Raw genomic sequence first — 17,451 nt, 5'->3', positions numbered from 1 at the left:
ATGTTTGTCTATTGGAATTCACATTTTCTTGGGGCGACGTCTTTTTTTGTGTGAGTAAAATGAGGAACATTGGCTGTATCAGATCACACGCATGCTCGTTGCTTTTCGTGCATATCGTTAAGTAATCTCGCTTATACGAGGACGGAGGTACGCGCAATGGATATTTTAAAAAAAATTGAGGACTATCGTGCTGAGGAAGAGAGCCTGCAATGGGAAGGAACATTTTCTGACTACTTACAATTAGTGAAGGAAAAGCCATGGGTTGCGCAGACGGCGCATTCACGCGTGTACAACATGATCAAAGACGCTGGCGTGACAGAAGAAAATGGGCACAAGACATATCACTTTTTTAAGGATGCGATTTATGGTTTAGAGGACGCACTTGAAAAATTGGTTGAGGAGTACTTTCATTCTGCTGCCAAACGGTTAGATGTGCGTAAACGTATTTTATTGTTGATGGGTCCAGTAAGTGGTGGGAAGTCAACGCTTGTGACGATGTTAAAGCGGGGGTTAGAGCGTTACTCTCGTACTGATGAAGGTGCGGTATATGCAATTAAAGATTGCCCAATGAACGAAGACCCGCTTCATTTGATCCCTCTTCATTTGCGTAAAGATTTTCAGGAAGAGTACGGGATTCGCATCGAAGGAAATTTGTCGCCACTGAACATGATGCGCTTGGAAACAGAGTATGGGGGGCGTATTGAAGATGTAATGGTGAAGCGAATATTTTTCTCTGAAGATAAAAGAACTGGGATTGGTACGTTTTCACCATCTGATCCAAAATCACAAGACATTGCCGATCTGACTGGGAGTATTGATTTTTCAACAATTGCTGAGTTCGGATCAGAATCAGATCCACGCGCATATCGTTTTGATGGGGAACTAAATAAAGCGAACCGTGGGATGATGGAGTTTCAAGAGATGTTAAAATGCGATGAGAAGTTTTTGTGGCATCTACTATCCTTGACGCAGGAAGGAAACTTTAAAGCCGGAAGATTCGCGCTAATTTCGGCGGATGAAATGATTCTTGCCCACACAAACGAATCGGAGTATCAGTCATTCATTGCGAATAAAAAGAACGAGGCACTTCATTCGCGCATTATTGTAATGAAGGTGCCGTACAACTTACGTGTGTGTGAAGAAGAGCGCATTTATCAGAAAATGATTGCCGATAGCGATTTGGCTCATGTCCATATTGCACCTCACGCGTTACGAATTGCGGCAATTTTTACGGTGTTAACGCGTCTGAAGGAGTCCCATCGGTCTGGAATGGACTTAGTGAAAAAGATGAAGTTGTACGACGGTGAAGAAGTAGAAGGGTTTAATAGCCAAGATGTAAAAGAATTGAAAGAAGAATTTAATGATGAAGGAATGAGCGGAATAGACCCACGTTATGTCATTAACCGCATTTCATCAGCAATTATTCGCAAGCAAATGACGTCCATTAATGCGCTAGATGTGTTGCGTTCAATAAAGGAGGGGCTGGATGCGCATGCATCTATCTCAAAAGAAGATAAAGAGCGTTATATGGATTATATTACAATTGCCCGTAAAGAGTATGATTTAATTGCGAAAGAAGAAGTTCAAAAAGCATTTGTGTATTCTTACGACGAGTCAGCGAAGACGTTGATGGAAAATTATTTGGATAATGTGGAGGCTTATTGTAACAAAAATAAATTACGTGACCCATTGACAGGGGAAGAGATGCTACCAGATGAGAAATTAATGCGGTCGATTGAGGAACAAATTGGCATCTCAGAAAATGCGAAGAAAGCTTTCAGAGAAGAAATCTTGATTCGAATTTCTGCTTATGCACGGAAAGGGAAGAAATTTGACTATCATTCTCATGAACGATTACGAGAAGCGATTCAAAAGAAATTGTTTGCCGATTTAAAAGATGTTGTCAAAATTACCACATCAGTCCAAACCCCAGATGAATCACAATTAAAGAAAATGAACGATGTGATTGCTCGCTTAATAGATGAGCATGGTTACAACTCTGTGTCAGCAAATGAATTATTACGGTATGTGGGCTCGTTACTAAATCGCTAATGAAGTACGCGGTCTCATTGTTTGGGATCGCTTCTTCTTGTTCTTTTCTAGAAAAAGTGATACGTTATATAGGACATTGTTGTTATAAAAATAAGAGATATATAGGAAAGCGAGGAACACTTGTGGCAGAGAAAAAATCAGAGTTTTGGGGCTGGATAAGAGCAATTATTGTTGCAGTCATTGTCACACTTGTCATTCAAACATTTGTGATCACAAGTTTTGTGGTAAGTGGTGAGTCAATGGAACCGACGACTTACAATGGTGAGCGATTTATTGTGAATAAATTAAGCTATCGACTTGGCGAGCCTGAGCGGTTTGACTTAATTGTTTTTAAAGCAGACGAAAACGCAGATTATATTAAACGCGTGATTGGACTGCCAGGTGATACGATTCGCTATGAAGATGATGTGCTGTATGTAAATGACGAAGCAGTACCGGAGCCTTTTTTAGAAGAAGTTGTTGCGGCAAATGGATCAGATTGGGCGTACACCGAAGACTATGAACTAAGCGGAGAAGTTCCAGAAGGATATGTATTTGTCCTTGGTGATAATCGAAATAATAGTTTAGATAGCCGGAGGATTGGTCCGGTAAAAATGGACGACATTATTGGCAAAGTTGGTTTACGTTTTTGGCCGTTGAATAAAATGGGGTTCATGGAATAGATAAGAGAAAGTAGGGGTTGCTGTGGCAACAGTGAAGGCAGAATTATGGAGTTGGCTAAAGGTTATTATGGTTGCGCTCCTCTTGACGTTTGTCATTCGCACATTTATTATGACGAGCACAACGGTAAAAGGAGTATCAATGGAGCCGACTGCGTCAACCGGAGACCGCATCTTTGTCAATCAAGCGACGTATTATTTCGGTGAACCTGAACGTTTTGATGTGATCGTCTTTAAAGCAAGTGAAGACGCAGATTATATTAAGAGAGTCATTGGCCTCCCTGGTGACATCATTCGTTATGAAGATGACGTATTGTATGTAAATGATGAAGCGATACCGGAACCTTTTTTAGCGGAGGCACGTGCATCGATGGTGCATGGGCGTTTGTATACAACTGATTATGTATCACATACAGTCGTACCAGAAGGGTATGTATTTGTCCTCGGAGACAATCGTCGGAAAAGCTCTGACAGTCGACAGCTTGGATTTATTGATATGAACGATATTATTGGTAAAGCTGGCTTGCGCTTTTGGCCACTAGACAAAATGGGATTTATGGAATAAAGATGTTGATCGAAAGTCTGTCGCCTATGTAGACAGGCTTTTTTTTCATGTCAATAGGCTTGTCCTCGAGAAACTTTTTGGCAACTATTACTCTTGTCTTACATAGGATAAGGAAAACAGGACTACATGTTTTTTATAGCCAATGTAGTGTATGAAAGGTGCGCAAAAAGGGTGACTTAAATTTCTCAAATCCAAGTCTTTGGGAGGGAAAAGCGTGGAAGAAACGAACAGTCGGCAATATGTCGTGTCACAGGAAAACTGGTCCCTCCATCGTAAGGGGTATCAAGATCAGCGCCGTCATCAAGATAAAGTTCAAGAAGCGATTAAGAAAAATTTGCCTGACTTAGTGAGTGAAGAAAATATTGTGATGTCAAATGGACGGGATGTGGTTCGTATCCCCATTCGTTCTTTAGATGAATACAAAATTCGGTACAATTATGATAAAAATAAACATGCTGGACAAGGACAAGGTGACAGCAAGGTTGGAGACGTCGTTGCGCGTGATCCAAATGGTGCCAAGCAACCTGGCGCTGGAAAAGGAAGTGGCGCAGGAGATCAAGCGGGTGAGGAGTATTATGAAGCCGTTGTATCGATTGTGGAGTTAGAAGAGATGTTGTTCTCAGAGTTAGAATTACCGAATCTACAAAAAAAGGAAGAAGATGCATTCATTGTAGAAGATATTTCCTTTAATGATATTCGTAAAAAAGGATTAATGGGCAATGTCGACAAACGGAGAACAATTTTAGCAGCAATCAAACGAAATGCATTAGCAGGAAATGCAGGAATTATGCCTATTTATAATGATGACTTACGTTTTAAGACGTGGACAGAAACGATTCGACCGGAGTCTAAAGCAGTGGTCATTGCAATGATGGACACAAGCGGCTCAATGGGGCGATTTGAGAAATATATGGCACGCAGCTTCTTTTTTTGGATGACCCGTTTTTTACGTACGAAATATGAGACAGTTGACATCGAATTTATCGCACATCATACAGAGGCAAAAGTAGTTAGTGAGGAAGACTTCTTTTCAAAAGGAGAAAGTGGCGGGACGATTTGTTCCTCTGCCTATCGGCGGGCGCTGGAATTAATTGATGAAAAATATCATCCTAATGCTTATAATATTTATCCATTCCATTTTTCAGACGGTGACAACTTGACGTCAGATAACGGTCGTTGCCTAGATCTTGTAGGAAAGCTGATGGACCGATCAAACTTGTTTGGCTACGGGGAAGTTAACCGGTATTCGCGTCATTCCACCTTAATGGGTGCTTATAAAAACATTAGCGATTCTCGCTTCATGCACTATATTTTGAAAGAAAAAGGCGATGTGTACCATGCGATGCGTCATTTTTTCAGAAAAGGAGCGATGGAGGAGCAAATAGTGGAGAAATAAACAAAAGGGGCTCTCGGAGCCCCTTTACTAATGAACGGTAATCGTTAAAATTAGTGTAAACCAGCTTTCTCCTCTTCGTGTCCAGTTTACGACATAGTCATATGTGCCATCGTTTTTCATATCCACCTGGATAAAGTGATCAGACTCTGTAATTTTGTATTTATTGAGGAAATCATAGTTGTAGTAAGATGCATAGGCATTTACACGTAATTTTGTGTTCTCTTCATAAGCGTAAGGCGCTCTCTTTTGATGCTCACGTACATACCAGTGTGTGCCAAGAGGCGTAGGATGGGCTGCCCATGTATGAAGAGAAGAGTCTTTATGACTGATCGTTGTACCGTGATCGTACCATGAAAAATTTAAGGTAGAACGCGCTAAATTGATGCCGATAAGGTCTCTCGTGGTCGCACTCACCCAACCGGTGTGGTAAGGAGCATGAATATGTGGTGGTTCCGTGTGACTTGCTTCTTGTGGTTCAACAGTGTAGGTGCCAGCTGTCCGATCAATATGAACTTGATAAGAGGCTGTCACGTCGTTTGCTTTTTTTGATCCGCGTACGATCAGTCGGTCACCTTCAGGGTGAGGCTCTAACACCACTTCTGTGAACGGGCTTACAGTGTGCGGTTGTAATGTGAGCCGTTCTTTTGCGTCTGCGTGCGCTTTCATAAAGAGAAACATAAAAAACATCAAGAAAACGGTACGAGCGAGCGGTTTCAAATGCATATGGAGCCTCCTGTGTCATTTGATTTGCTTTTTTATTTTAAATTAAACGAATATAAAAATCAATGAAATTGTTTCAGGGGAAACAAGAAAAGGGCTATTCCAAAGGTTATTTATAACCTTTGGGACAGCCCTTATAAAAGTTTACAGTTGTAAATTTGATTGGAGGGAGTTATGATGGTGTGTGTGAATATGGAACTGGTTCAGCCCCAGGACCTCCAGAAGGTTCAACCTCTGATGACGCTTGCGCTTGTACAGGAACAGCTAGTAATAACATAACAATGATGCCACACAAAGATTTCTTCATAAGCGCTCTTCCTCCCTTTAAATTAATTATCTAACGCCTGAATCTCACGTTCAACGATTGGCAACATGTAAGCGAGGTTTTCTTCCTGAAATTGTTGCTTAACCCGAGACATTAATTCTTTATTCGTCAATGCTTTTGCTTTATAAAAAGATATAAACACACCTCCTTTTCCACGCGCCTCTAAGTCTTCAATGAGATATAGCGCTTTCTTATGCTCACCACGAACAATGTGCTGATGTGCCACCTCCTCTTGAACAATATCTGTAGCATCAAATTGTTCACCGTGTAAGTTCTGTACAAGGGGATAGTATTCCTTTGTTAGTCTCTCGTACTCACGCATTAATCCGAACTCCTTTGCACGAGAAATTGCGATTTCAAAGCATCGTAAGCACTTGTTGGATTTTTCCAATAGCGCCTCGTTTAACAAAGAAAGACCACGATCTCGGTAAGATGCAACAATTAATGCGCTTGGTGTGGCATTGTTCATTATCACGCGGGAAAATCTCTTTTCGGCTCCAGAAAAGTCTCTTGCTATGAAAAGCAAAAATCTTGCCTCCGCTAATTCTATTCGGCTCTTTAAAGCGCTTTTTACAAAGTTTGGTTCCAATTGGTCCAAATGCTTTGAAAAGTAATCGAGCAGAGAGCCTACTTTGTGATAATCACCAAGGTGCGTATAAGCAGAAACATCTACTAGTTCTAATCGAAGTTGCAAGCTCTGGTCATACACTCCACTTTTCAACAGGTGAGACTGTTCCAGTACCTCTTCATGTGTGAACTTCCCTTCTATGACAGAAAGCAAAAAGCGATACACCTTCTCCCACTCTTCCCAAAACCTGTTCCCCTCATATCGATCAAGTATTTCCCTTAACAAGTCAATCTGCTGAAACAAAACAGCGTACTCCAGAGAATCCTGAACTTGCACACCATCCTTTAATCCTCTTACATACATATTCATGAACGTTACGAGTTGTTCTGGTGCTGCATTTCTCACCGTATACATCACTTGCTCAAAATAAAGTCGGCTCTGTTCCGCTCCCCCACTAGCCGCTAATCCGTGCATGACTTCCTCTGTAAATTTTTGTTCCCGTCGCCAACATTCTAACCTTTGCAGGTGAGTCTTCATTTCTGGCGTTATCATTTGAGTAGTCGTGGTGTGAGTGTTCATAGCTGTGATTGTTCTTTGACTTTCGTTTTGCATCATGCCACCCCACAATGATTTGACGTAATGAAATGATTTAAATTTAACAACGTTGTTCTGAGCCATCATTTTGACAAATTAACTACAAAGAAACAAATGGTGAATCGCTTTAATTGTAACATCATGCAGAAACGGGTTCAATAAGAGGTTTTGCCTAATTGTGTCTTTGATTGTCTTTTTATGTAAACACGGATTGAATGTTGATATAACAAAGGTTTTCACTCAAAGTAAAGCAATGCGTGAATATTGTTGTGAAAAAAATTGAATTTTGAGAAGGAATGAGAAGGAAAGGGAACTAATCGCGTCGAATTTTCTCTTAAGAGAAATAAATGAAAAATGGAGGGATGATAGTAATGTCAAAAAAAGAGGTTCCTGATTTTGTGGTAATGAGTTTGCATATGGTATATCCGAAGTGGAAGAAGTAGAAGAAGTAGAAGTAGAAGTTGTGTGTCCGTATTGTGATGGCACAATGCGTGAGGCGAGAATGGGCCCAAATGATTAATATACACTGGAGCGGTGCTTGTGTGAGTATTTTTGAGGTGATTTGATGCACAAAATTTTGGCGATCTTAATTTTAGGAATGGGTTTAACTGGTGCCGTTTTAATTATCTCGGTCGCACTGTTATTTGAGTCTCCAATAGAAAATATGCTGAAGGTGGTGACTGCAGCTTCAGGGACAGCTTTTGTTATATTCGCTTTCTTAGCTTTAGTATTTCGTCGGCGGTTAGATAGAAAAAGAGAGTAGTATATCTATTTTTTGGTTTCGAGTGACCCTATTTAAGGGAAAATCAAACAAGGAAGCGAGGCATCGCACACATGAACAAAACCATTGCCGCACTCATCACTTCTGAAAGCGCTCAATCGTTTCAACAAAGGATGATGTATTTAGTGATGACGTGGTATTTTATTAATATTGTCGATTCACCGGCAGTATTAGGGACGTTGCTCGCTTTTACTTATGCCCCAGCCATCATTGTGCCAATGCTTGCTGGAATGGCTGTTGACCGATTCAATAAGGCGGCTTTAGGGTTGAGCGCGACTGTGTGGGATTTTTTCGCTGTGTTTGGTTTGTTTATCTTATTTTTGCTAGAAGTACCTGCAAGTGGGATCGGCTTTTGGCTGTATGTTATTATGTTGGTATTTATGGGGATTACTGGAGGCATCTTAGACCCTTTAGAAAGAACGCTCATTCCTACTTTGGTAGAACCAAAGAAATTAAAAGAAGTCAACAGTCTTTTAAGTGCTCTCAAAAACTTAGCGGGCTTGTTCGGTCCAGTCGTAGCAGGGGCATTGTTGGCATTATCTGGATATCATGTGGCATTTATCGCAGTACTAGTTGTGGCACTGATCCCTATTTGTTGTTATCTATTTTTAGTGTTGCGTGTGCGTTTGCCGCGCACAAAGGTGGAAAGTAGAGGAGTGGTAGGTTCGTTCAAGAAAACATTTTCCCATTTTCGAACAGAGCGTTGGCTGTTGATAGCAGCAGCAACGGCAATGTTTACAAATATGGCTTTTGTCATGATGACAGCTGTGACTTTACCTTACCTCTATGCTGATTTAAAAATAAACGGTGCAGCAGCGCTCGGAACATGCATGATGGTGCTGGGGATTGGGAATTTACTTGGGACAGCACTCACGTATCGCTGGAAGCGTTTAAATTTGGATCGGGCAATGGTGCTTTTCTTTGCGTCTATGTTTGTGATGGTCGCGGCGGGTTTCTTCATTGAACCAGTCATTGTTGGGATCACATTATTTGGGATCATGGGTTTTTTATCATCGCCAATGACGATCATTTATATGACCGAGCTGCAGCAAGCCATACCGAAACATATGCTTGGAAGTGCAATGGGAATGTTGGGATCGGCTGCAATGATGGCGCAACCACTCGGGCCATTATTAGCAGGTGTGCTATTGCTCACTTTTCATGGAAGTATCGTCATGACTTTCGCGGCAACGATTTCATTGACTGCTGCTGTGATTGGTTGGGTGTTTTTGAAAAGAGAACAGGCGAGAAAAAGACAACAGGAAGTTGTCTCGGAGCAAGCGTGATCCAATTCGTCATGCGCCAAGTATACGATGATATAGGAAGTAGGCTGTTCAAAAGATCAGGACAGCTTTTCCTGTTTTTCAAACGACACATCATCCACTCAAATCTGATACCAAAGTTGATCGTAGCGCAAGCGGTTATATCTGTTAATCTCAACGCCTTGAAGGCGGTGATCGGCTTCAATATGGACATGGGTTTTCCGATCATACAAAAGGATAATGTCGTAGTGATCGAGTAAAAAGCGCTCTAGTAGGCGCATTTTTTGGTACGCTTCTTTCGTAGAGGCGCTCATGAAAATATCATTAAGTAGTGCATCAACGTGCAGGCGTGTGGTGGTTGGTAATGTCGTGTAAATGAAACTCGTTTTGTCAGTAACAAAGTTTAACATCGAGGCGAGGCGATCTTCTCCTAGTCCAATTCCAGCAATAATTAAATCTGCTTGAGACATATAGGAAGGGTGTGTGAGCTCGTTAATATCGACAATGTCGGTATGTAAGTCGATTCCCAAAGTCTCTAACGCTTCTTTCAATACACTTAATTCATATCCTAAGTGGGCGTTGTGACTCAAGCATGTGGATATAAGCGTCAGTGACTTCCCAACAAAGCCTTGATCTGAAAACCATTTCCGCGCTTTCTCGATGTGACTTTTTTGCCGTAATGGACCGGTGGCAGGAGAGCGCTCAAAGAAGCTATCGGGAAACCAAACATTGTAATGCGGGTGATCCGCAAATAGTGCTTCACGGTCTAAGGCATAGGATAGCATTTTCGGAAATTCTGGATGTGTGTGCCAGCCTTGTTTTTGGCGATTGACAACAAGGTATGTACCCCCAATTTCTGTATCGTGCCAATCATAATGTTTCATGTGCTTTGTGTCCTCTCGAACAATCCGATAATCGACTTGGCGATGACCACGCTTGTGATTTGGGATGTGATACAACTCAATTTGGTCTAGTTGTGGCCTTAAACCGAAATAGTGATCAAAAGCAGATAGTTGTATATAGCCATCGTGATGAGCATCAACTTGATAAGGACCTGTACCAATTGGATGCTGTTGAAATCGATCAGGGTCTTTTCCATAAGAGGTAGTAGAAATGATTCGCGCTCGGTTTCCGGTAAATACGTGCGGGAACAATCGATTTGTTTGGCATAGGTGAATCGTCATTATGTAGTCAGAATGGATTTCAATGGTTGAAATCATCTGCAGCATATCGTTTAACCAGCCAGTGGTAAAGGTTTTTTGCCAAAGGGTGATATTTTCCTTTACAATATGCGTGGTAAGACGGCTCCCGTCATGAAAAAGTACACCTTTACGTAAATAAAAGTGCCACACCCGACCGTTTTCTTTCTCTGTGAAATGGTGTAGTAGTTCGTAATCGAAAGTGTGGGTATCATGATTATAACGCAAGAGGCGATTAAAAATGTGTTCCCCTAAATGTCCTTCGTGTCGGGTGATCGTGTACATCGGATTCAATGTGTCGATCGGAAAGTAATAAGGATAACAGAGTTTGTCAATGCCATCGCTCTCTGTATTTGCTGTTCGCCAATGAAATTGTTTTTCTAGCCACTGAATAAATGATTGTTGTAAAGGGGCTTCCTCCATGAGTTGTAGCGCATGTTTAATGTTGCCTTGTTCAATGTATTGGCGAATGATCGTTTCATAGAGTGCTTCTTTAGAAAGGTTTAAGGAAAGTTTCGAAGGGTTGCCTCTCCCTGATCCAGGAAGCCATGTAATCCACTGTGCTTGTTGTAGTTGTTTCAAAATCATTTTGGTGTGTCGGATCGAACGTTTCATGGTTGTTGCGATGTCGCGTATGTAAACGTCGTGAGAGGATGGGCCCCATTTGTTTAATAAGGTGAGATAATGATCATGCAATTTCATCGTGATCGGCCTCCTTTGGATAAAAGGTGTGTATTTTAATATGAAAAAATAAGTTCTTTTTCTCTCCTTTTTTCTTTTGTATCATAAAATGACAAGAAATGCGAGTTTATGAGACAAAAGGAGACAAAAAATGGGACAACGTCAATATGTACAAACAGAAGAGAAAGTGCCATCTTTATGGAAAAACCGTTCTTTTTTGCTTCTATGGGGGAGCGGAGCAAGTGCAGCGATTGGTTTACAAATTTACACGATTGTCATTCCTTTACTTGTGTATGAGATGTCTCAAAGCGCACTGGCGATGAGTAGTATGCGGGTGATGGAGTTTTTGCCAAATGTATTACTCGGTATGGTTGCAGGAGTGATCGTCGATCGGTTGCGGCGGAAGCGGGTCATGATCGTGATGATCGGTGTTCAGTGGTTCGTATTATGTGTGTTATTGTCACTGTTGTGGACAGATTCACTTGGATTATGGATGTTATTTATACTCGGGTTCCTCTTTTCAAGTTCTGGCTATTTTATTGGTAATGCCTCTCATTCTGCATTGCCACAAATGATTGACAGGACGCAATTAACAGAAGCAAATGCAAAAAGGAGCTTTATAGATACGCTTATTCGCATGATTGGTCCTGGTATCGCGGGCGTCGTTTTAGCAGCAACGTCGTTTTTGGGCACATTGTCGATCCAATTTGTGTTCGTGACGTTGTCGTTTGTGGCGGTTTTATTGATGCATTTTCCTGAAGTAAAACATGTGCAAAAAAAGCAAAGTTTTTGGGCAGATATGAAGGAAGGGGTACGCGAATTATTTGGGAATCGTACATTGTTGACTCCTACAGTGGCGGTGATTTTTCAAAACTTTGCTTCGAGTATGGTGTTAGGTGTGCTCATCTTTTTTGCGGTCGATGTCCTGGGTTCGTCAGAGACAGAGGTTGGACTCATGTTTAGCGTTAGTGCGATCGGTGGCCTATTAGGCGCACTTGTCGTGAAACGGATGACAGATAAGTTTCCTCGGGGGAAAGTGTATACGTATGTAATGTTAGGAGAAGTAATTGGATATGTTGTCCTTCTCGTGGCAGGTACATGGTGGGTCATTGGTATCTCACTTGCAATCCGAACTTTTTTTATTACGATTTCCAACGTCGTTTATTTCTCAATTAGACAAGAATTCACCCCTAATCATTTGCTTGGACGGGTGTCTGGTACATCTTCTATGTTAATGAAACTGATGCTGCCAGCCGGATTGCTTGCGGCCGGACTTTGGGCAGAATATTTTTCTGTGCGCATTTTGTTTGTGGTGACGCTGGTGTTATGCTTGGTCATTTTTCTTGTGATGTTGAGAACAAATTTTTATCGGACAGTACGTTAAATTAAAAGGTGCCACTCCAACTCATGTGGAGTAGCACCTTTTTTATATTGTTATTTCCGGTTAGGAAACATCCGTTGAATCATCTTGTCAAATTCATCAAAAAAGCCTTCAATCGGTTCCCCTTGTTCAATCTTTTCAGCGTAACTGCCGAAATGATCTAACACATCTGGGTTGGCAGAGACATAGACATTTTCAATTGTCGTGTCTACTTCTCTTACTTGGTCAGCGACTGCTTGTTCGATCTCTTCAGTGACTTCTTGATCTTTTTCACCTTTTAGCATGACGCCAACGTAAGCGTTATTTTCAGTAACGAAAACGCTAGCGCGCTCAACGGTTTCAAGGTCAGTGACTTTGTCGGCAATCGCATCTGCAAATCTTAAATCATGCGTTGTTGTGTCATCTGTATCATCTGTGGCATTTTGATTATTGCCGCACCCAGTTAACGTAAGAAGGATGACCGCCAATAGCGCGCCGATATATCGTGAAAGTTTCATTTTACATTCCCTCCAAAGTGTAGTGATGATTTACACTATTAACGTGACCTTCCTCGTTCCAAATTATACATTTATTGCTAAAAACACCCCGAAATGAGAGATGCTCATTTTGGGGTGTAGGCAACTTAATTTCTTTTTGCGACAGGACGATGCTCTTTTTGTTCTAAAGTGGATGAAGAAATTTTATTTGCGATGTACATGTCATACCACATGATAAAGCATAGGGCAGTCCATAATTTTCGGCTATAATCGGCTTTGCCGTCTCGGTGGTCTGCTAGCATGCGTAGTAAAAATGGTTTATGGAATACGTCATCTTCACTCGATTGGATTAGCTGCTTGGCCCAATCGTATAGTTCATTTTTCAACCAGACCCGAATTGGAACAGGGAAGCCTAGTTTTTTACGAGGGACGATGGATGCAGGGATGCTCTCTTTTACTGCTTCACGAAGGACGTATTTCGTCGTTTTATTGGCTAGTTTCACATCGCGTTCAAGTGTGCTTGCAAGTGCAAACACTTCTTTATCAAGAAATGGCACACGGAGCTCGAGTGAATGCGCCATTGTCATACGGTCAGCTTTGACGAGAATGTCACCAGATAGCCACGTATGCATATCAACAAACTGCATCTTTGTTGAGTCGTTGTAGTTGCGCGCTAAGTGATACAATGGTGCTGTCGCATGTGTGTAAGAGATAGACGGATCATAATGCTTGAATAATGCTTCTTTCTCTTCTTCTGAGAAGATGAAGGCATTACCGATATACCGTTCTTCAATAGGTGTGGTGCCACGAATAAAATAGTTACGCCCCTTTACCGAAGGAGGTAGCTTGCGTGCCAACCGATTGATCATTGGCTGTAGGCGAGTCGGGATCTTTTTAAACCAAGCTAAGTCCAGTGGCTCACGGTAAATGTTGTAACCACCAAAAAGTTCATCTGCCCCTTCGCCTGAAAGAACGACGGTGACATGTTTTTTTGCTTCTCTTGCCACAAAATACAACGGCACAGCAGCGGGGTCGGCGACGGGTTCATCCATATGCCAAATGATGTTTGGTAATTCAGCAACGAACTCATCGGCAGTAATGACTTTATGGAAGTGATTGACACCGAGCGATGCAGCTGTTTGTTTTGCAATATCAATTTCACTATACCCTTCTGTTTCAAAGCCGACAGTAAAGGTTTTCAAGTCGGGATGAAGCTCCTTGGCGAGCGCAACAATTGTTGTGGAATCAATGCCACTTGATAAAAATGCACCGACAGGTACATCGGCCCTCATATGCTTTTCCACTGAGTCACGCAAAACATCGACGGTTTTTTTTGCAAGCGATTCAATTGATTGCCCTTGTTGCTCTGAAAAAGCATGTTTGCTGTAAGGGGTGATGGTCATAGAGAGATCGCGTTTCATCGTCAATGTGTGTCCTGGTAAGAGCTTATGTATGTGCTCAGTCAATGTGTTTGGTTCAGGCACAAATTGAAATGTTGCGTAATGTTGCAATGATGTTTGATTCAACTTTTTATGCGCAACGATGGGCATAATTGACTTTTGTTCAGAGGCGAAGTAAAAGCGTTCATCTGTGTGAAGATAATAAAATGGTTTAATGCCAAATCTGTCCCGAGCACAAAACAATGTTTCTGTTTCTGTATCCCAAATAGCAAACGCAAACATGCCGCGTAATTTTTCAACGGCTGCTTCTCCATATGCAGCATAGAGCGCCAGTAAAACTTCAGTATCTGAATCAGTGGCAAATGTATAGCCATCTGCAGTTAATTCTTCTCTCAATTCGATGTAGTTATAAATTTCGCCATTAAAGATAATATGATAGCGCGCTTGCGCATAAGACAACGGTTGTTTTCCTTGTTCCAAGTCAATGATACTTAAACGCTTGAAGCCGAGTCTCACACGCCCATCGATATATTCTCCTGTATCGTCTGGACCACGATGATGAATGGATTCAAGCGATTGCGTCCACAATTCTTCTGGGACATGGGTGCCGACTGTTTTCAGCATTTCTCCTACAAAACCACACATAAAAAGGTAACCTCCACTTAAGGTGAAATAATTTGTGAGTTTATCGTACCGAAACGAAAGGTTATTGTCAACAAATGACACTTTGTCGATTTGTATGTAAAAAAACATGAAAAATTCAATGATATTAAGGACGATGAATTTAGGGCATTGTACATTTAAGTAGTTGATGAAGTGTGTAGGAGGAACAGATGGATAACCATTTCAAAAATAAATTGCTACATAAGAAAAATGAGGAACTATTACAAGGCGGAGGACAGGCACGTCAACAGAAACAACGTGCTTCTGGAAAAGCGCTTGCTCGCGCGCGTATTGATGCGTTGGTTGATAAAGATAGTTTTACCGAGTGTTTACGGTTTGCAACGGGTGAGGCAGCGATATTAGGTGATGGGGTAATAATTGGGTATGCGACAATCATGGGGCGCCTTGTTTGCTTATATGCACAAGATTTCACAGTATGTGGCGGGACAGTTGGAAAAAAACATGCAGAAAAGATTGTGACCATTCTTGAGATGGCTGTGAAGTTAAAAGCGCCGCTCATTGGTTTGATTGATTCAGGGGGTGCCCGTATTCAAGAAGGGGTTGAAGCGCTTCACGGTTACGGACAAATTTTTCGAAAGCAAGTTCAATACTCCGGTGTGATTCCGCAATTGTCGGTCATACTTGGTCCATGTGCAGGTGGTGCAGTGTACTCACCAGCGTTAACGGACGTCATTTTTATGGTCGAAAAAATAAGTCACATGTTTGTGACAGGTCCAAAAGTGTTGGCAGCTGTGACAGGAAGTGATGTTGACATGGAATCCCTTGGCGGTGCGCGTATGCATGCAACACAAAGTGGCAATGTTCACGTAACGGCGAAAAGTGAAGCAGCATTGTTTAAGGAAGTCCGAGCCTTCCTTTCCTATATGCCAACGGGAAAAGAAATACCTTGTCATAAGCATATGGACAAAGTAGCCTCATTAGCACATGTTTTGCCTATCAACGAAATGTCCGTGTATGACGTGAGAGAAGTGATTCAATTGTTAGCCGATCGGCAATCATTTATGGAATTATCGTCTTGCTTTGCTAGAAATTTAGTGACAGGGCTTATCCGTCTTAACGAACAGACGGTTGGGGTGGTTGCGAATAACCCAAAGCATTTGGCAGGGGGAATTGATGTGGATGCAAGCGACAAATGCGCCCGTTTTGTTCGCTTCTGTGACTGTTACCGAATTCCATTGTTAGTTTTAGAGGATGTATGTGGGTTTATTCCAGGGACGGAACAGGAACAGCGGGGACTCATTCGCCACGGGGCAAAGGTTATTTACGCGTTTGCAGAAGCGACTGTGCCAAAGATTACAGTCATTTTGAGAAAAGCATACGGTGGCGCATTTGTGGCACTAAATAGTAAGGCGCTAGGTGCAGATTTTGTTTTCTCGTGGCCGACAGCAGAAATGGCTGTAATGGGTGCAGATGGGGCTAAGTCAGTCATTAACACTGAGTCGGCAGAAACAGAGGATACGCCAGTGCCAACCGCTTTTTTAGCAGCAGAGAAGGGCATCATTGATGATATTATTGAGCCAGAAACGACGAGGGCGCGCCTCATTGATGCATATGCCGTGTTGGCATGTAAAAAAATTGCTGCGTATCCTCACGGAAACATGCCACTTTAAAATAAGAAAAGATAACTTTTTCCTCATTGAAAAGCAATCTACTTTCATCCTTGTTTAAACCTGTGATACGATAAAGAGGAGATTGAATGAAAGCAGGTTGGTATCGATGATCATTGTGTCAGAAGGGTGGTTTCAAACGGGTCTTATTCTACTCATGTGTTTGCTGCTTGCAGGAAGTTTGATCATCGTGAGGCGAAAACTGCGACGTTCAAAAAAACAAGTTGCAGGGAAGACAGAAGCAGCGGCGACATTTCTCACGTGTGTCATGGTTGTCACACTATATTTTGCGATTTCCCTCTCTTTCCCGCGTGCTTTTTACGCTGATTTGTTGCTTTCAGAGTCAAAAACACAATTAATTACGCGTGAATCAATGAGGTACATGAGTTTTTCACCTGTATTCAAGTTGTATGTGATTGAGCGCGGACCAATCATTAGACCAGCTCAAGAAATGTCAGTGAGTATTGAAACAAACGATTATACACCGCTGTATACATATGCGAAAAAATATGAACATATTGTTCGAAGTGACCAATCGATCGATATGCAAGCGTATGTGGATGCAGTTATCGTTCCTGAATTGGCAAAATTAGATGATGAGTCGCTCACATTGACAGAATTAAAGACGGCGTTGCCACACCACACGTTTACATTTATTGAAAATATGGATGTAGAAGGAGGAGACGGAGATGAGTAAGTCTAAAGATGGGATTGTGCAAGTATCTACTGATGGATTAAAGGAATTAATGCAAAACCCGGATCGAGACATTGTATTGATCGATGTACGTGAGGTTGACGAGTATGAAGAAGGGCACATTCCTGGGGTACCTTTGATCCCCATGAGTGTCATCGAGCATCATGTTGCTCATATGGAACAAGAAAAGAGTTATGTGCTCATTTGTCGGAGTGGTGGTCGCAGCCAACGAACGGCACAGTTTATGAAAGAAAAAGGGTTTGCTGATGTGCGGAATTATGATGGGGGCATGCTTGCGTGGGATGGAGAGCAAGCTATCGGCGCTGAACGTGTTATTGTGGAAACAGAAGAGTTGTATCAGTAGTTTGTTCTTAATAAATTCGGATATAATGGGAGGAGTGTATGCA

Annotated in this window: 16 protein-coding genes; 10 read left to right on the top strand and 6 right to left on the bottom strand. The window is 41.8% G+C overall.

Annotation, left to right across the window (positions count from 1 at the left end):
- Nucleotides 1–156 precede the first annotated feature (156 nt).
- From NSQ26_RS08900 to yhbH, 4 genes are all read left to right on the top strand, one after another.
- Nucleotides 157–2,052 (top strand): PrkA family serine protein kinase, encoded by a 1,896-nt coding sequence (locus NSQ26_RS08900; RefSeq protein WP_090774387.1) that lies wholly within the window; start codon nucleotides 157–159, stop codon nucleotides 2,050–2,052.
- 122 nt (nucleotides 2,053–2,174) lie between these two features.
- Entirely contained in the window at nucleotides 2,175–2,714 is a 540-nt protein-coding gene (gene lepB, locus NSQ26_RS08895) for a signal peptidase I (RefSeq protein WP_090774388.1), read from the top strand.
- Between the two features lie 22 nt (nucleotides 2,715–2,736).
- Nucleotides 2,737–3,276: a signal peptidase I gene (gene lepB / locus NSQ26_RS08890; RefSeq protein ID WP_245700959.1), complete on the top strand. Its 540-nt coding sequence runs from the start codon at nucleotides 2,737–2,739 to the stop codon at nucleotides 3,274–3,276.
- Nucleotides 3,277–3,490: 214 nt separating this feature from the next.
- On the top strand, nucleotides 3,491–4,672 hold the full coding sequence (yhbH, locus tag NSQ26_RS08885; RefSeq protein WP_090774389.1) for a sporulation protein YhbH: 1,182 nt from the start codon (nucleotides 3,491–3,493) through the stop codon (nucleotides 4,670–4,672).
- A 27-nt stretch (nucleotides 4,673–4,699) separates the two neighbouring features.
- On the opposite strand, the gene NSQ26_RS08880 is transcribed toward yhbH, so the two are convergent.
- The 3 genes from NSQ26_RS08880 to NSQ26_RS08870 form a co-directional block, all read right to left on the bottom strand.
- On the bottom strand, nucleotides 4,700–5,395 hold the full coding sequence (locus tag NSQ26_RS08880) for a hypothetical protein (RefSeq protein ID WP_499717890.1): 696 nt from the start codon (nucleotides 5,393–5,395) through the stop codon (nucleotides 4,700–4,702).
- 169 nt (nucleotides 5,396–5,564) lie between these two features.
- Entirely contained in the window at nucleotides 5,565–5,699 is a 135-nt protein-coding gene (locus NSQ26_RS08875) for a hypothetical protein (RefSeq protein WP_499717889.1), read from the bottom strand.
- A 22-nt stretch (nucleotides 5,700–5,721) separates the two neighbouring features.
- The gene (locus tag NSQ26_RS08870; RefSeq protein ID WP_499717888.1) at nucleotides 5,722–6,759 is read right to left on the bottom strand and encodes an AimR family lysis-lysogeny pheromone receptor; all 1,038 of its coding nucleotides are present in this window, start codon (nucleotides 6,757–6,759) and stop codon (nucleotides 5,722–5,724) included.
- Between the two features lie 685 nt (nucleotides 6,760–7,444).
- Between NSQ26_RS08870 and NSQ26_RS08865 the strand changes: the two genes are divergently transcribed.
- Both NSQ26_RS08865 and NSQ26_RS08860 read left to right on the top strand, forming a co-directional pair.
- Nucleotides 7,445–7,642: a hypothetical protein gene (locus NSQ26_RS08865; RefSeq protein ID WP_499717887.1), complete on the top strand. Its 198-nt coding sequence runs from the start codon at nucleotides 7,445–7,447 to the stop codon at nucleotides 7,640–7,642.
- A gap of 71 nt (nucleotides 7,643–7,713) precedes the next feature.
- A complete protein-coding gene (locus NSQ26_RS08860) occupies nucleotides 7,714–8,946 on the top strand; it encodes an MFS transporter (protein ID WP_499717886.1) in 1,233 nt (410 codons plus the stop codon).
- A gap of 98 nt (nucleotides 8,947–9,044) precedes the next feature.
- Here the strand turns inward: NSQ26_RS08860 and NSQ26_RS08855 are convergent, their stop codons facing one another.
- Nucleotides 9,045–10,823: an ABC transporter substrate-binding protein gene (locus NSQ26_RS08855; protein WP_499717885.1), complete on the bottom strand. Its 1,779-nt coding sequence runs from the start codon at nucleotides 10,821–10,823 to the stop codon at nucleotides 9,045–9,047.
- Nucleotides 10,824–10,953: 130 nt separating this feature from the next.
- Between NSQ26_RS08855 and NSQ26_RS08850 the strand changes: the two genes are divergently transcribed.
- Nucleotides 10,954–12,186, top strand: coding sequence for an MFS transporter (locus NSQ26_RS08850; RefSeq protein ID WP_499717884.1), 1,233 nt, complete (start codon nucleotides 10,954–10,956; stop codon nucleotides 12,184–12,186).
- 50 nt (nucleotides 12,187–12,236) lie between these two features.
- Here the strand turns inward: NSQ26_RS08850 and NSQ26_RS08845 are convergent, their stop codons facing one another.
- Both NSQ26_RS08845 and asnB read right to left on the bottom strand, forming a co-directional pair.
- A complete protein-coding gene (locus NSQ26_RS08845; protein WP_499717883.1) occupies nucleotides 12,237–12,680 on the bottom strand; it encodes a YhcN/YlaJ family sporulation lipoprotein in 444 nt (147 codons plus the stop codon).
- Nucleotides 12,681–12,805: 125 nt separating this feature from the next.
- Nucleotides 12,806–14,704, bottom strand: coding sequence for an asparagine synthase (glutamine-hydrolyzing) (gene asnB, locus NSQ26_RS08840; RefSeq protein WP_499717882.1), 1,899 nt, complete (start codon nucleotides 14,702–14,704; stop codon nucleotides 12,806–12,808).
- Nucleotides 14,705–14,892: 188 nt separating this feature from the next.
- On the opposite strand from asnB, the gene NSQ26_RS08835 reads away from it, so the two are divergent.
- The 3 genes from NSQ26_RS08835 to NSQ26_RS08825 all read left to right on the top strand — a co-directional run bounded on the left by NSQ26_RS08835 (nucleotide 14,893) and on the right by NSQ26_RS08825 (nucleotide 17,408).
- Entirely contained in the window at nucleotides 14,893–16,353 is a 1,461-nt protein-coding gene (locus tag NSQ26_RS08835) for an acyl-CoA carboxylase subunit beta (protein ID WP_499717881.1), read from the top strand.
- 82 nt (nucleotides 16,354–16,435) lie between these two features.
- The gene (locus NSQ26_RS08830; protein WP_499717880.1) at nucleotides 16,436–17,047 is read left to right on the top strand and encodes a hypothetical protein; all 612 of its coding nucleotides are present in this window, start codon (nucleotides 16,436–16,438) and stop codon (nucleotides 17,045–17,047) included.
- Nucleotides 17,040–17,408, top strand: coding sequence for a rhodanese-like domain-containing protein (locus tag NSQ26_RS08825; protein WP_090774398.1), 369 nt, complete (start codon nucleotides 17,040–17,042; stop codon nucleotides 17,406–17,408). The genes NSQ26_RS08830 and NSQ26_RS08825 overlap by 8 nt, the downstream gene beginning before the upstream one ends.
- Nucleotides 17,409–17,451: the final 43 nt, after the last annotated feature.

Origin of the sequence: Bacillus sp. FSL W7-1360, assembly GCF_038592975.1 — a bacterium.
GTDB classification, from domain to species: domain Bacteria; phylum Bacillota; class Bacilli; order Bacillales; family Bacillaceae_D; genus Shouchella; species Shouchella lonarensis.
Note: the sequence above shows the minus strand (reverse complement) of the source record. Positions and strands in the feature narration are given on the sequence as shown.

What these genes read in the sequence shown, in the direction of transcription:
- NSQ26_RS08880 (WP_499717890.1), bottom strand. Translation starts at nt 5,395, where the DNA reads ATGCATTTGAAACCGCTCGCTCGTACCGTTTTCTTGATGTTTTTTATG.
- NSQ26_RS08845 (WP_499717883.1), bottom strand. Translation starts at nt 12,680, where the DNA reads ATGAAACTTTCACGATATATCGGCGCGCTATTGGCGGTCATCCTTCTT.
- NSQ26_RS08870 (WP_499717888.1), bottom strand. Translation starts at nt 6,759, where the DNA reads ATGCACGGATTAGCGGCTAGTGGGGGAGCGGAACAGAGCCGACTTTAT.
- asnB (WP_499717882.1), bottom strand. Translation starts at nt 14,704, where the DNA reads ATGTGTGGTTTTGTAGGAGAAATGCTGAAAACAGTCGGCACCCATGTC.
- NSQ26_RS08855 (WP_499717885.1), bottom strand. Translation starts at nt 10,823, where the DNA reads ATGAAATTGCATGATCATTATCTCACCTTATTAAACAAATGGGGCCCA.
- NSQ26_RS08835 (WP_499717881.1), top strand. Translation starts at nt 14,893, where the DNA reads ATGGATAACCATTTCAAAAATAAATTGCTACATAAGAAAAATGAGGAA.
- NSQ26_RS08900 (WP_090774387.1), top strand. Translation starts at nt 157, where the DNA reads ATGGATATTTTAAAAAAAATTGAGGACTATCGTGCTGAGGAAGAGAGC.
- NSQ26_RS08825 (WP_090774398.1), top strand. Translation starts at nt 17,040, where the DNA reads ATGAGTAAGTCTAAAGATGGGATTGTGCAAGTATCTACTGATGGATTA.
- NSQ26_RS08860 (WP_499717886.1), top strand. Translation starts at nt 7,714, where the DNA reads ATGAACAAAACCATTGCCGCACTCATCACTTCTGAAAGCGCTCAATCG.
- NSQ26_RS08865 (WP_499717887.1), top strand. Translation starts at nt 7,445, where the DNA reads ATGCACAAAATTTTGGCGATCTTAATTTTAGGAATGGGTTTAACTGGT.
- NSQ26_RS08850 (WP_499717884.1), top strand. Translation starts at nt 10,954, where the DNA reads ATGGGACAACGTCAATATGTACAAACAGAAGAGAAAGTGCCATCTTTA.
- NSQ26_RS08875 (WP_499717889.1), bottom strand. Translation starts at nt 5,699, where the DNA reads ATGAAGAAATCTTTGTGTGGCATCATTGTTATGTTATTACTAGCTGTT.